The 14,237-nt window shown below is 42.0% G+C and carries 11 protein-coding genes; 5 read left to right on the top strand and 6 right to left on the bottom strand.

What is annotated here, in order from left to right; all coding sequences use genetic code 11:
* Together B3Q46_RS07150 and acnD are read right to left on the bottom strand one after the other, a co-directional pair.
* Nucleotides 1-953 (bottom strand): DUF3800 domain-containing protein (locus B3Q46_RS07150; protein ID WP_286714052.1); only part of this gene is annotated, 953 nt, incomplete at its 3' end.
* A gap of 132 nt (nucleotides 954-1,085) precedes the next feature.
* A complete protein-coding gene (acnD, locus tag B3Q46_RS07145; RefSeq protein WP_286714051.1) occupies nucleotides 1,086-3,689 on the bottom strand; it encodes a Fe/S-dependent 2-methylisocitrate dehydratase AcnD in 2,604 nt (867 codons plus the stop codon).
* Between the two features lie 745 nt (nucleotides 3,690-4,434).
* Here acnD and B3Q46_RS07140 point away from each other — a divergent pair.
* The 3 genes from B3Q46_RS07140 to B3Q46_RS07130 all read left to right on the top strand — a co-directional run bounded on the left by B3Q46_RS07140 (nucleotide 4,435) and on the right by B3Q46_RS07130 (nucleotide 8,509).
* The gene (locus B3Q46_RS07140; RefSeq protein WP_286714050.1) at nucleotides 4,435-6,597 is read left to right on the top strand and encodes a multicopper oxidase family protein; all 2,163 of its coding nucleotides are present in this window, start codon (nucleotides 4,435-4,437) and stop codon (nucleotides 6,595-6,597) included.
* Between the two features lie 115 nt (nucleotides 6,598-6,712).
* Nucleotides 6,713-7,438, top strand: a complete 726-nt coding sequence (locus B3Q46_RS07135; RefSeq protein WP_286714049.1) for a YgfZ/GcvT domain-containing protein — start codon at nucleotides 6,713-6,715, stop codon at nucleotides 7,436-7,438.
* A 273-nt stretch (nucleotides 7,439-7,711) separates the two neighbouring features.
* Entirely contained in the window at nucleotides 7,712-8,509 is a 798-nt protein-coding gene (locus B3Q46_RS07130; RefSeq protein ID WP_286714048.1) for a tetratricopeptide repeat protein, read from the top strand.
* A gap of 72 nt (nucleotides 8,510-8,581) precedes the next feature.
* On the opposite strand, the gene B3Q46_RS07125 is transcribed toward B3Q46_RS07130, so the two are convergent.
* The 3 genes from B3Q46_RS07125 to B3Q46_RS07115 all read right to left on the bottom strand — a co-directional run bounded on the left by B3Q46_RS07125 (nucleotide 8,582) and on the right by B3Q46_RS07115 (nucleotide 12,043).
* Nucleotides 8,582-9,508 (bottom strand): AEC family transporter, encoded by a 927-nt coding sequence (locus B3Q46_RS07125; protein WP_005237129.1) that lies wholly within the window; start codon nucleotides 9,506-9,508, stop codon nucleotides 8,582-8,584.
* 58 nt (nucleotides 9,509-9,566) lie between these two features.
* On the bottom strand, nucleotides 9,567-10,676 hold the full coding sequence (locus tag B3Q46_RS07120) for an NADH:flavin oxidoreductase/NADH oxidase (protein ID WP_286714047.1): 1,110 nt from the start codon (nucleotides 10,674-10,676) through the stop codon (nucleotides 9,567-9,569).
* Nucleotides 10,677-10,780: 104 nt separating this feature from the next.
* Entirely contained in the window at nucleotides 10,781-12,043 is a 1,263-nt protein-coding gene (locus tag B3Q46_RS07115; protein ID WP_286714046.1) for a carbohydrate porin, read from the bottom strand.
* 382 nt (nucleotides 12,044-12,425) lie between these two features.
* Here B3Q46_RS07115 and mutM point away from each other — a divergent pair, with 382 nt between their 5' ends.
* The gene (mutM, locus tag B3Q46_RS07110; RefSeq protein ID WP_286714045.1) at nucleotides 12,426-13,286 is read left to right on the top strand and encodes a bifunctional DNA-formamidopyrimidine glycosylase/DNA-(apurinic or apyrimidinic site) lyase; all 861 of its coding nucleotides are present in this window, start codon (nucleotides 12,426-12,428) and stop codon (nucleotides 13,284-13,286) included.
* Nucleotides 13,283-13,567, top strand: coding sequence for a peptidylprolyl isomerase (locus B3Q46_RS07105; RefSeq protein ID WP_286714044.1), 285 nt, complete (start codon nucleotides 13,283-13,285; stop codon nucleotides 13,565-13,567). The genes mutM and B3Q46_RS07105 overlap by 4 nt, the downstream gene beginning before the upstream one ends.
* 153 nt (nucleotides 13,568-13,720) lie before the next feature.
* Here B3Q46_RS07105 and mscL read toward each other — a convergent pair whose 3' ends face one another.
* A complete protein-coding gene (mscL, locus tag B3Q46_RS07100; RefSeq protein WP_286714043.1) occupies nucleotides 13,721-14,158 on the bottom strand; it encodes a large conductance mechanosensitive channel protein MscL in 438 nt (145 codons plus the stop codon).
* Nucleotides 14,159-14,237: the final 79 nt, after the last annotated feature.

The raw sequence follows: 14,237 nt of genomic DNA, 5'->3' as shown, positions 1-14,237 counted from the left end.
TTTGTGCAACAAAGCCGTTTATGATCTAAAAATCTTTTAAATAACCATAAATAAATATCAACAAGCTCTAAACCAACAGAAGTTTTCGAACTCTGAAATTTTGGGATAGTTAAAGGTATATTTCTATAATCCATACCACCTAGTCCCCAATCATGCGGATAATAAAATCCCTGTGCATTTCTATAAACCTGTAATAAATAATCCTGTGATGTATTAAATTGATCTTGCTGATCTACTATGATGCCTAAGACTTTTTTCTTTTTCTTCTTTGCTCGTTTATTTATGCCCCAATAAACTGCTTGGAATCCAATTAAATTTGGAGAAATGAAATTTCTCTCTCTCTTTGTTTTAGCATTAAAATTTAACTCTCTTATATTATTTTTTGCCCAAGTAAGGGCATCTAAAAACAACTCCCTCGATCTATAGTCATTTAATCGTCCTAACTGACTGATTAATTGCTCACAAATGTATATAACCTTCTTATCAGCCTCATGATCTCTAGAACACAGCCTTGCTTCCCACGCTAATTTTTTTAGTTCATGAGTAAAAAGAAAGTTTAATTTTGCTAATAATACATACCTTAATGGTGTCCAATAACCTGACCATGTCATTGCAGGATTAATTCCCTGATCAAAGACCTGATCAAAAAAACATATAACAGGATAGTCTTCTTTTTTCACCCTATAAAAATCAAATGCTAATGAAAATTTTTTTGATACTTTTTTTAAATATTCACTTAATTCAGCTAATTTAAACTCACCCAATTCTGCAGCATGCAAACGGTCAACGCCAAGTTCTCTTTTAATTTTTGAAATTTCTTCTAACGCCAAAATATCTAAATTAACCGAGGAGCTTATAACACCATAATATAAATATGGTTGTGTTCTATCAAATAAATTATTACCTGTATGCCCACTCTCATCAATATAAAAAAACATTACTTCACCAAACAAAAGACCCCACCCTAAAATAGGGTCTTTTTACAACAATATCAATAACTTTAATCTCCCCTAGCCCTGAGCCATATATGGCACAAGAAAAGGGCGGAACCCTTCTTTTTCAAAGGAGGGTTGGGGTGGATTTAATTAAACATTCCCTTCCAAAAAATCCTGCGCAAAGCGTTGTAACACCCCACCCGCTTCATACACAGACACTTCTTCTTCAGTATCTAAACGACAGGTGACAGGCACTTCCATGATCTGATTTTTACCATCAGCAGTTGAGCGCTCAATGACTAAAGTCAACGTCGAACGTGGCGCGATGTTCCCAATCACGCTATACAGCTCTGTACCATCTAAAGCTAAAGTTTTACGATCAGTCCCCGCTTTAAACTCAAGCGGTAAAACGCCCATACCCACCAAATTGGTACGGTGAATACGCTCGAATCCTTCTGCAACAATGGCTTCCACCCCTGCTAGACGCACGCCTTTTGCAGCCCAATCACGGCTTGAACCCTGACCATAATCTTTACCTGCAACAATGATGAGCGGTTGCTTACGGTTCATGTAGGTTTCAATCGCTTCCCACATACGCATCACTTCACCTTCCGGCTCTACACGCGCTTTAGAACCTTGCTTAATGGTGCCGTCAGAACGTACCACCATCTCGTTATACAGCTTTGGATTTGCCAAAGTTGCACGCTGTGCAGTCAGGTGATCGCCACGGTGCGTTGCATAAGAGTTGAAATCTTCCTCAGGCAAGCCCATTTTCACCAGATATTGACCCGCTGCCGAATCCAACACAATCGCATTCGATGGAGATAAATGATCGGTGGTAATGTTATCACCAAGGATTGCTAAAGGACGCATATTCGCAAGGGTACGTGGTGCAGCCAAAGCTCCTTCCCAATATGGCGGACGGCGGATATAGGTACTTTGCGGACGCCAGTCATACAGCGGACTTGCAGCTTTCTCACGCTCACCTAGATCAAACATCGGAATATAAACTTTCTTGAACTGTTCTGGCTTGACTGATTCTTTTACCAAAGCATCAATTTCTTCATCCGATGGCCAGATGTCTTTCAGGTAAATCGGATTGCCATCCTTGTCTGTGCCTAGTGCATCTTTCTCAATATCAAAACGGATCGTACCGGCAATCGCATACGCGACCACTAAGGGTGGAGATGCCAAGAAGGCTTGCTTCGCATAAGGATGGATACGGCCATCGAAGTTACGGTTACCCGACAATACCGCTGTCGCGTACAGGTCACGGTCTATAATTTCCTGCTGAATTTTCGGATCAAGCGCACCCGACATGCCGTTACAGGTGGTACATGCATACGCCACGATACCAAAGCCTAGTTTTTCCAGATCCTTTAGTACACCTGCCTCTTCCAAGTACAATGCTGCTGCTTTAGAACCTGGCGCAAATGATGATTTCACCCAAGGTTTACGCACCAGGCCAAGCTCATTAGCTTTACGCGCTAATAAGCCCGCTGCCACGGTATTACGTGGGTTAGACGTATTGGTACACGAGGTAATCGCCGCGATGATGATTGCACCATCTGGCATCAAGCCATCAGTGCGGTTCTCTACCACACCTGCAATACCTTTTTCTTTCAGATCAGACGTTGATACACGTGCATGCGGATTCGATGGGCCCGCGATATTACGAGTTACGGTAGACAAGTCAAAACGCAATACACGTGGATATTCTGCCTGAGTCATTTCTGATGACCACAGACCAATTTCCTTGGCATAAGTTTCAACCAGTTTCACCTGTTCAGATTCACGACCAGTCAGCGTCAGATAATCAATCGTATTTTGATCGATATAGAACATAGCAGCAGTTGCACCATATTCCGGGGTCATGTTAGAAATCGTGGCTCGATCACCGACTGACATGCTGTCCGCGCCTTCACCGAAGAATTCCAGATAAGCACCAACCACACGTTCTTTACGCAGGAATTCAGTTAAAGCCAGTACGATATCCGTCGCTGTAATGCCTGGTTGACGTTGTCCAACCAGCTCTACCCCGATGATATCCGGTAGACGCATCCAAGATGCACGACCCAGCATCACATTTTCAGCCTCTAAGCCACCAACACCGACTGAAATCACGCCCAGTGCATCGGTATGTGGGGTATGAGAGTCTGTGCCGACACAAGTATCTGGGAATGCCACGCCATCACGGTTCTGAATCACCGGTGACATTTTTTCCAGATTGATCTGGTGCATGATGCCATTACCAGCAGGAATCACATCGACATTTTCAAACGCAGTTTTGGTCCATTCAATAAAATGGAAACGGTCTTCATTACGGCGGTCTTCTACTGCACGGTTTTTCTCAAATGCATCTGGGTCAAAGCCGCCGTATTCTACTGCTAATGAGTGATCGACAATCAGCTGGGTTGGAACCACTGGATTAACTTTAGAGGGATCACCGCCCTGATCGGCAATCGCATCACGCAGACCGGCAAGATCGACCAGTGCTGTTTGCCCTAAGATGTCATGACACACTACACGCGCCGGATACCAAGGAAAATCATGTTCCTGTTTACGCTCAATCAATTGGCGTAAAGACTGTTCTAAAATCGCAGGCTCACAACGGCGTACCAGCTGCTCGGCCAGTACTTTAGACGTATAAGGAAGTTTGGCATATGCGCCTGGCTGAATATCTTCTACAGCTTGTCGCACGTCATAATATTCCAGCTGGGTACCTTGCAGCGGTTTCCGGTAGTTATTGTTCATAGCTTGCCTGCCCTCTTTCATTACTCTTTTTATTCATCAAAATATCTTGATGACTTGTTTTTTAATAAAGGCATTGTACGCCGTCGAAAGCCCATTCCCCAAATCTTATAATTTTCAAAAACTTAAATAATAAAAATGGCATTTTTACCGAGATTTATGACCCATACTTTAGAATTTTGACTCTAAATTGCATTTTTTCTGAAAAATTGACCTAAATCGGTCTCATTCTTTAGTATGATGTGTTAATAACCGCATAAAAAATAATCGATTTCTTGGAATCTGTTTAAGGATAAATTTCATATGAAATCAAAGCTTAGAATCTTTCAATTTTAGAAATAGCTCATTTAATAAAAAGCTGAATTTATGTTTTCTATTTCAGTGTTAAGCGTAGCTCTTAGCCAAAAATAGTAAATTTCATTGCAGATATGGCTCGATGAGTTTAGGCGAAAAAAATCATTTTTCAGGTTCGACATACCCCGAAATAAGTTACATTCTCAATTCCATATATTTTTTAAGACTTTCTTACAATTTTAGAAATACGTTAAATATTTATAAGGCATTTATGCATAAACAGGGGCTTATGAAATACATTCCTTTCTAAAATACTTTATACACGTCATTTCAGCCTACCATCTGTCGCCTTCCCCCTAATTTGGTGATAACAGTCTGTATCTCAACTTTGTAAATCTACCCTCGAATTACTTCACAACAACACTCATCACAAAAGCACATAAGGGTGATTACAATGATACAACTCGCCATTATCGGTATCGTTGCTGCAGTGATCGCTGTACTGGCAGCAAGCTGGAATGGAGGTAAAAATCCTTTCAATCCTAAACCGCCAACTCCCAACAACCCTAACCCACCAACCACTCCCAATAATCCCAACAACCCACAACCTTCTCCAACAACACCCGATACATTGATTAGCAATCCGCCACTATTGCAAAAAAATTCCAAAGGCACCCATGAACTAATCGTCGCTTATAAAACCGGCAAGATTTACAATCCGAGAAATAGTACCTGGGATCAACTGTTCGTCAGAGGTTATCTCACTAATGCCAGCTTGTTTAACAAGAAAAAAGCTGGAGAGTCTGTTGAAGACCTTTTAGTCGGTCCGCAGATCCGGGTCAAACAAGGTGAAACCCTGAAAATTAACCTAAATAACCAGCTTCCACCTGAACAGAAAGCCACCTGCCCAGACAAAGTGGATAATGTGAACGATCCACATTGCTTTAATACTACTAACTTGCATACCCATGGCTTCTGGGTAAGCCCTCAAGGCAATAGTGATAATGTTTTCCTGAAATTTAAACCTCAGGAAAAATTTGACTATCAGTACAAAATGGAGCCGAATCATCCGGCAGGAACCTACTGGTATCATGCCCATCTGCATGGCTCAACAGCTATTCAGGTATCGAGCGGTATGGCAGGCCCATTAATTGTAGAAGGCTCAAGAACACCAAAAGTAAAAAATGGCAAAGTCACTGAAACAGGCGATATGGACATTTTATGGAAAGAAAAAAATAGCTATCCAAATGAAAACATCCTGCTATTCCAGCAAATTCAATATCGATGCTCTAACCCTGACCCGGATGTAAAATTCGATATTCCTAACAATTGCGAAGGTAAAGGCTTAGGATTACTGGAAGATTATACAGATATCGCTAATCCTGGCTCTTGGGCCGGCCAGAACTTTTATACGTCTATCAATGGTAAAGTTTTAGGAGAGATCAAAGTTGAACAGAATACTTTTAATCGCTGGCGCATGATTCATGGTGGTGTACGCGACACCATTGGTTTGATTATTAAAGAACTGCCAAACTCCAGTAAATTTAGCGCCGCAAACACCCTTAAATCCTGTCTGGCATATCAGGAAGCAGATCCAAAAGAGTTTAATGAGAGTTTAAAAAGCTTACCTGTTTATACGATTGCTCAAGATGGTTTGACCATGACTCAGGTACAGCGCAGAACACTGTCTGTGTTCCAGCCTGGTTATCGTCATGATGCAATGGTCACCTTCCCAACCACCAACAAATACTGCATTTATGACTCCAAATTAAATATTGAGGATGAAGTGAATGCACCGATCCCAACGGGTCAAATTACCCCTCAACTAGCTCCGAACCATCCTTTCAATGCTCAACTACTGGGATGGGTCAATGTACAGGCAAGCAAGACAAAAGCACAGACTCCTGCCCAGTTCCTACAAGAGCGAGCTAAAAAAATTGGTTTAAGCAAAGAAATTCAGACTCAGTTATCCAAACTTGATCTTACTGCCTTTACTGATCATCCGTCATTGATGACTCCAGCAATTGACAAGCTGGTCGCTTCCAGACCAAAACAGTACAGTAAATTTGAACTGGCTTTCGCAAATGGCCTTAAATTTGGCTTTCGCCATAAAGAAGATGGTGACTTACTCAGTTTTGGAGATGCATTTGATGGCGAAGGATCAGTCGGTCGGACACATGCCAAAGATCCGGATCGTGAATATGTACGTCAGTTACAAATTGGGCAGGCGGATGAATGGGAACTGACGACCGAAGCTTTCGGTGGCCACCCTTTCCATATTCATGTTAATCCATTCCAGATTGTTAAAATCTTAAAAACTGTCACTGGCCCTAATGGCGAATCCAAAGAAGTTGATGTGAGTGAATTAGCGCCTGACGATAATGATACAGATGATGTGCAATATCGTGGTATGAAAGGACAATTCAAGGATACCCTATTTATCAAAGCGAACTATAAATTTATTCTTCGAAGCCACTACAAGAAATTTGAAGGCGATTTTGTACAGCACTGTCATATCCTCGATCATGAAGATCAGGGCATGATGGAAACGGTACGGGTCTGTGGAGGCAAATTCCCTTGTGATTCACCTCTCCCAACCTCGTCTCATCATCACTAATTAGACACTCCTGAAAAGGCCAACGATCCCGATTGTTGGCTTTTTTGTTTGCCTCTATTAAATGCTTGCTGCACAATAGCTTGATTGATTTTGAGTATTCAAACTGAGGCTGATCATGGCAACATCTCCTGCTTTTACCTTATTTACGCTGAATGGAGTAGATGCGCAAAAATTCCTTCAGAGTCAAGTCACTTTAAATGTCGAAACACTGGCTGAAAACCTGACTCGCTATACAGCGATCTGTAGCTTGAAAGGACGTATCCAGTTTGGTATCTGGTTGAAAAAAATTAATCCGGAAAGCTTTGAAATTGTCAGCCCTGAAGATCAGGCAGCAGAACTGGCCAGCCATATTAAAAAGTTTGGCGCTTTTTCAAAAATGAAACAGGAACAGGTTGGCCCGGTTTATCCAGTTATCAATGATATCCAGACTGATTTTTTTGAAACTGAAACGGATATTATACTTTGGCAACAGCAAGCCATTACCTCAGGTCAGGCCTGGATTCAGGCAGCTACTGCGACCCTGTTCCAGCCACAGGAATTGCGTCTGCATCAACGTGAAGGCATTCACTATGACAAAGGTTGTTATCTGGGTCAGGAAGTGATTGCTCGCTTATGGTTTAAAGCCAAGCCAAAACACTGGTTGCATGTGATTCAAGGTACAGGCGAAGCACCTGCTGTTGCGACCAAGCTGCACAATGACGTCGAAGTGGTCAATAGCATTGGTACAGATGAAGGTTATCAAGCTTTAGTGGTTGCCAAACCTGAAGCATTGGCTGAGCTAGACGTACAAGTTCTTGAATTGCCTGAAGCTTTAAGTGGTGATGTGGCACGTCCACAATAACTAACTGTTCTCTTGATGCAAAAGCCAGAATTCAATTCTGGCTTTTTTATTTTTATTAAGCTAAACAATTAAATAGACAAAGATTGACTGAATAAAACACACCTTAACCCGAGCACGCTTTTATTGATTCATCTCCTCTATGATTCTCAAATAATTTGTAATTAGTCACATATTCAGTATTTACAAAGCCTGAAATCGTCTTATGATGTAGATGAAAACGACAAAAATCGCACCATGGAATTAGGTGTTAGAAAAATTAAGGTTATCGGAACAATGAAAAAATTAGTACTTGCTGCAATTCTTGCAGTGTCCAGCCAATTTGCTCTCGCAAACACTTCAAATGCCCCAGTCGATCCTCAATTTGCCAAAATTGAAGAGATGGTGAATGCCAAGAATTTCAAGGGTGCCTACGATGCTTTAAGCAAACTGGCCAGCCAGGGAAATGCACAAGCCATCTATAACTTAGGCTATTTAACGCAAACTGGCCAAGGCACGGCCAAGGATGAAAAAAAAGCCATCCAACTATATGAACAGGCTGCCAGCAAAGGTTATCCGGTGGCCAACTATGTACTAGGTAAGAATTATACCGGTGGCACTTTAGGTCTTAAGCAGGATTTGGGTAAAGCCAAGCAATACCTAGAACGCGCATCGGAAGCCAATTTTGATGAAGCGACGGTAGATCTGGCTATACTTTTATTTGCTGAAGGAACAACAGCTTCTGACCAGCAGGCTTTGAAAAAATTACAGCCTCTTATTAGCAAGGGTAATATGCCGGCTATTCATGCCAAAGCCTTATATGACATCAGCAACGGCTTTAAAACCAAGAATGAAAAGCCGATCCAGCAAGGTTTAAGCAGTATTCAGGATCTGGCGAAAAAAGGCTATATCCCTGCCCTGATGGCGATTGGCAATATGTTTGCCAACGGTAGTATTGTTCCGCAAAACCTACCTGAAGCGAAAAAGATCTTTGCAGCCCTAGCACAGGAAAATATTCCTAAGGCCAGAGAATCTCTAGCAGCAGTGGATAAAATGATTGCCGAGCAGAAAAAAGCACCTGCCAAAAAAAGTTAATCAAATTTTATCAAAATAAAAAAGCTCCTGTTGGAGCTTTTTTATGGGCTATAGATTTATAAGCCAGCTTGGTTAACTCCACCACAAAGTAATAAGTCCACTGGCAACCACAAAACCTGCAAGGGTACTCATTAATAATGGCGTTAGAGTCCGCTCATTGAGGCCGTACGCCTGCCCTAACATACCAAAAATCGTTGGCATAGGTAGGGCTGCGATCAAGGTACCCGCATAGATCATTTCCTGACTTAAATGAGTCAATCGACTCAGACCCAGATACATCAGGATCGGCATCAGGATATTGCTGGAAAATACCAAATAGAAGCTTTGCAGATTCACATATTTCAGACTCATGCCCACGATTCCGCCACCAATCGCGAACAGCGCCAAAGGTGAGGCAGTCTGTCCAATCATGGCAAAGACCTGATCCAGATAAATTGGCAGGCGAATTTCAAAAATCGCACAGGCCATACCCAGCATCACCCCCATAAATAAAGGGTTCTTAAACAGCATCAGAATAGTACTTTTCACAAGACTCCCCAGATTGGCTTGATGTTGGGTACCGAGTGCAGCCAAGATTAAGACCATCGGAATCAGAATCATGCTTTCAATAATGACCACCAATGAGGTATAGGTCATCGCATGCTGTCCCACCAATAAAGTGAGTACTGCTGTACCAATCAATCCGGTATTGGACATCGCTGCGCCCAAGGACAGAACAGCACTATGCGAAGAGGTATTCTTGAACTGACGGCGCATCAGCCAGAAGCTGAAACCATAAAGTAATAAAGTGACAGAGGTATAGATCGCAAAGTATTCAAAATACCAGATTTCATGCAGATCTTTAGAGGCTAGAAACTGAAAGAACAGTAACGGTAAGGCCACTTTGATGACAAAGGCCCCTACCATTTCAACCTGTTCTTTTTTTAGAATTTGACATTTCACACTCAGGTAACCTAGTGCCAATAATAAAAATATAGGCACAATTACCGCAATAATCATATGAAATGTCCTGTTGTTTGAGATGCGTTATTATAAGCCTTTCTAAGAAAAAATGGCCTTAAAACGATTCAAACAAGTGATTTAAGCCATGCGGTGCAGAACGTAAATATTGTGGAGAAATTGCTATTTTTTCATCCAGCGTTACTGCAGCATGCCAAGGCCAGCGTGGATCATAAAGCAAGGCACGTGCAATCGCGATCGCATCAGCCTGTTTATACTCCAGTATGCCTTCTGCCTGCTGTGCATCGGTAATCAGACCCACTGCAATGACTGGAATATTTACGTCCTTTTTAATCGCTTCAGCAAAAGGGACCTGATAATTTGGATGCACATCAATTTTCTGGTCGACATGTAAACCTGCACTCGACACATGAATATAGACTGCACCCAGTTTCTCCAGAGCTTTGGATAGTTCAACTGAAGATTCTACATCCCAACTTTCTACGCCATCCATCCAGTCCGTTGCTGAGATACGAACACCAATTGGAAAACCTTCTGGTACTGCAGCTTTAATTGCTTCAAACACTTCAAGCGTCAGACGAATACGGTTTTCAAACGAACCGCCATATTGATCCTGACGATGGTTCGATAACGGTGACATAAACTGATGCAATAAATAACCATGTGCTCCATGTAGTTCAATTAATTCAAAGCCTGCTTCAACCGCTCGCTTTGCACTGGCAGCAAAATCCTGAATCACTTGCTGGATTTCATCAATACTTAAAGACTTAGGTGGATGTTCATGAGCCTGGAAAGGAATATCACTGGCAGAGACAGTTTGCCAACCGAGTGCATGATCTGGGGCGAACTGCCCTTTGCCACCCCAAGGTTTATCTGTAGAAGCTTTACGGCCTGCATGTGCAAGCTGTATGGCAAAAGGCATAGGAGAAATTGACTTGACCTTTTGCAATAAGGTTTTGATCTGACTGGCCTGCTGGTCATTCCAAAGCCCTAAATCGGCATAACTGATACGCCCTTCAGGCTGTACAGCGGTGGCTTCCACAATGCAAAGACCTGCACCGGATAAGGCATAATTGGCCCATTGTTGTTCATGCCAGTAAGTGATTTCACCTTGCTCGGTTGCAGAGTACTGACACATCGGGGCAATCACAATTTTATTTTTAAGTTGCAATGATCCAAACTGAACCGACTGAAATAGTAGTGACACGCGGTATTCCCTCTTTTTGTGAAGTGGCTTTTCAGAACTTTTTACTAAAAAATAAAAAACAGGCTCTGATGAGCCTGTTTATTTATAACGTGATTAAATTCTTTTTAGAAGATCACTCGTGTAGTCAAACCTAGTACCAATGCATTATCCACCTGGTTGCTAGACCCCGGATTTATAACGTATTGCAGGTTTGGACGTAGCATCAGCCATTTTGTTGCGTTATAGCTGTAGTTGAGTTCGATATTGTATTCGGCACTCGCATCATATACTGGACGTGAATCTGCGAAGCGGTCATTTACATGTACACGGTTAACCGCTAAACCCAAAATATCATTCGGCTGGCTATCCATCAGACCAATATATTTCAGACCCAATTGTTGTGAATTATCCACTTTATTGGTATCACGATCATGCCAAGTAAAGTTAGCGAATGAGTGTAAACCCTGACGGTCATTACCCGTTGAAGTCAACTGCTGTTCTACGGCTAACCAGCCTGCAAAGGTACGGTTTTCTCCTTCACCTGTCGCAACATCTTTCTGGTTGGCAACATCATCAGCAGTGTTATACATACCGCCTACACGATAGCTGCCAGGCAAACCATTTACTAATGATTTTGGTGTCCAGATTACTTCTGCAGGAATCGTCACGCCATCAGCATTGTCGGTATCCAGACTCCAGCCCTGACCTTCTTTAGCACCATTGCCGTTATCTGGATTAAATTCATAAACACCGACTTGTACAGCAACGTCAGGGTTTAGCTGCTGTTTTACACGTGCACCCCATTGTGCGACTGGCGTATTCATCCAGATATTGCCTTGCCATTTGCCCATCTGCGCAGCACAAAATGCTGTACTGGCAAAATCACAAGCCATTACGTTAAAGTCCATACCCAGACCCAGACGACCAGCTTTAATACTCAGGCCTTGTTCCTTATAGTTCTTTTCAATTGAAAGTTCGGTTAAACGGCTGTCCTGATTACCACGACCAAATGTTCCTTGAACATTGGCCCATTGAGCTGCATCACCTTGTAAATCACGTACCGATGTACTTTGTCCCTGACGCGCAGTCGCAACTGCACGAACAGTTACACCATCCCAGCCAGCCAGTTTTTCCATGTCTAACTGTGTACCTAACCATAACTGTGCTGAAGTTAAAGGATCAGCTCCTTCATTACGTCCGCCATCAGCCAGATACGCTGTATCTGTCAGCAAGTTTGCTTCAAACTTGATGCCTTGTTGAGCAAGTTCAGTACGTTTTCCATTCCAGTCGCCTAATAGGTACTGCCCTTGAGAATCAAATACAGACTCAGCCTGCGCAGAGGTCATGGCTGCCATCAATGGCAATAAAGCTAGACTTAACTTTTTCATATAAAACCTAAACATATGGAGAGAGTAAAGGCAGCCTGATGCATGCCCTGTATGACTTGATACAGAACGTTACATAACTTTTCACTTAAAAACCCAGCATTTTTTTTATTATTAATAAAACTTTAAGTTATAAGAAAAGATATTTTATATAACAATAAATTTACATATTTTATATTTTTCAGTAAGTTAAATACTAAAAATCAACCAATATATTTCCTGTTTTTATTATTTGGATCTAAAACCATCTCAATATTAAAGTTTCTTTTTTAACCAATTGTTAAAATATTTTTGAATGCCCTGCTTATAACTTCTATTCAAACAGGACTTGCATTCAGACTTAAAACGCCCAATATTAGCCTCATGATATTAGCTGCTAAGTGTTATGCCTGAATTACCTGAAGTTGAAACCACCAAAACCAGCCTCTTTCCCCTTCTTAATCAGCAAGTGCTAAAAGTTGAAGTGCGTCAGCCTAGTTTACGTTGGCCAATTCCTGATGATCTCGCGCGTCTGCAAGGACAGCGCCTGCTACAGCTTACGCGTCGCTCCAAATATATTTTGGCGCAATTTGAACAGGATACGATGCTCTGGCATCTGGGTATGTCAGGCAGCTTTCGTTTATGTGAAGCCAACGAAGAGTTGCGCAAGCATGATCATCTGATTATTCAGTTTGAAGAGATCCAGCTGCGTTACCATGACCCGCGTCGTTTTGGCTGTATTCTCTGGTTAGATGCTCAATCACAAAGCAAACTGATTGATACGCTTGGACCTGAGCCATTAAGCGATGCTTTTAATGCCGAATATCTATCTGAAAAATTGAAAAATAAAAACGTTGGCACCAAAGTTGCAATCATGGATAACCATGTCGTGGTTGGTGTAGGCAATATTTATGCGACTGAAAGTCTATTCAATATGGGCATTCATCCGGCCCAGCCAGCCTCAAGTTTGAGTTTCGAACAGATTGAAAAACTGGTGGTTGAGATTAAGCGTATTTTGAAACAGGCGATTGACTTAGGTGGTTCTACTTTACGCGACTATACCAATGCCATGGGAGAAAATGGTTATTTTCAGCAGACGCTGCTGGCTTATGGCCGTGCAGGAGAAATGTGCGTGAACTGCGAAACGACACTAGAAAATATCAAGTTAGGACAACGTGCATCTGTCTACTGTCCTGAATGCCAACCGCTAAAAAAGGTCAAGCTTTCACCTAAGCGTATGGTTGCTGTACGAGGTAAGAAATCATGAAGACCGCGATTGTCCGTCATATTCTGGTTAAGGATAAAGATACTGCTGAACAGCTTAAGAAGAAGATTCTGGCAGGTGCAGATTTTTCCAAAATTGCCAAACAATATTCGACCTGTAACTCTGCCAAACGTGGCGGTGAGCTCGGTGAAGTGAAAAAAGGCCAACTTGTTCCAGTGATTGATAAACTGGTTTTTACTGCTGCAGAACATGTTCTACATGGCTCAGTCAAAAGTCAGTTCGGTTTTCATTTGGTCGAAATTAAGTTTCGGATGGATTTTTAATTCCTTTAGGGTTCCCTCTCTTCTCAGGAGAGGGTTAGGGAGAGGTAAATTCCTAATCACCCTCACCCTTAAGCGGCAGTGCCGCTCATCTCCCATAAGGAGAGGGTGCAAAAAACGGCGCACTCAGCGTCGTTTTTTATTTACTCGAAAAGCTTAAGCTTCAGGACGTTTTCTTAGCTCGTCACGGATTTCACGTAATAATGCAATATCTTCCGGAGTAGCTTCTGGCTCTGGTTCTGCTTCTTGTTTACGGCGTAGTTTGTTCATCAGTTTCACCAACCAGAACACCACCCATGCCAATAACAGGAAATTAATGAGAATGGTCAGAAAATTACCATAAGCAAAGACATTTAGACCTGCCGCCTGTGCCGCAGCCAGATTGGTCACATTATTTGGATTATCACCTAATACGACAAACCAGTTAGAGTAATCAACATCACCACCCAAGATCCAACTCACGACAGGCATGATGATGTCTTTCACCATAGAATCGATAATTTTACCGAAAGCACCGCCAATGATCACACCCACTGCGAGATCCATGACATTGCCTTTTACCGCAAATTCTTTAAATTCTTGAATAATGCTCATAAAGTCACCAGTATTTTTATGCAATTTTGTGATGGATTATACATTAGTTAGGGATTTCTATTTAGAACTAATTTATTAA

Source organism: Acinetobacter sp. UBA2581, from assembly GCF_002339435.1.
GTDB lineage: Bacteria > Pseudomonadota > Gammaproteobacteria > Pseudomonadales > Moraxellaceae > Acinetobacter > Acinetobacter variabilis.
The sequence above is the reverse complement of the archived record's forward strand: the minus strand, read 5'-3'. Positions and strand labels throughout refer to the sequence as shown.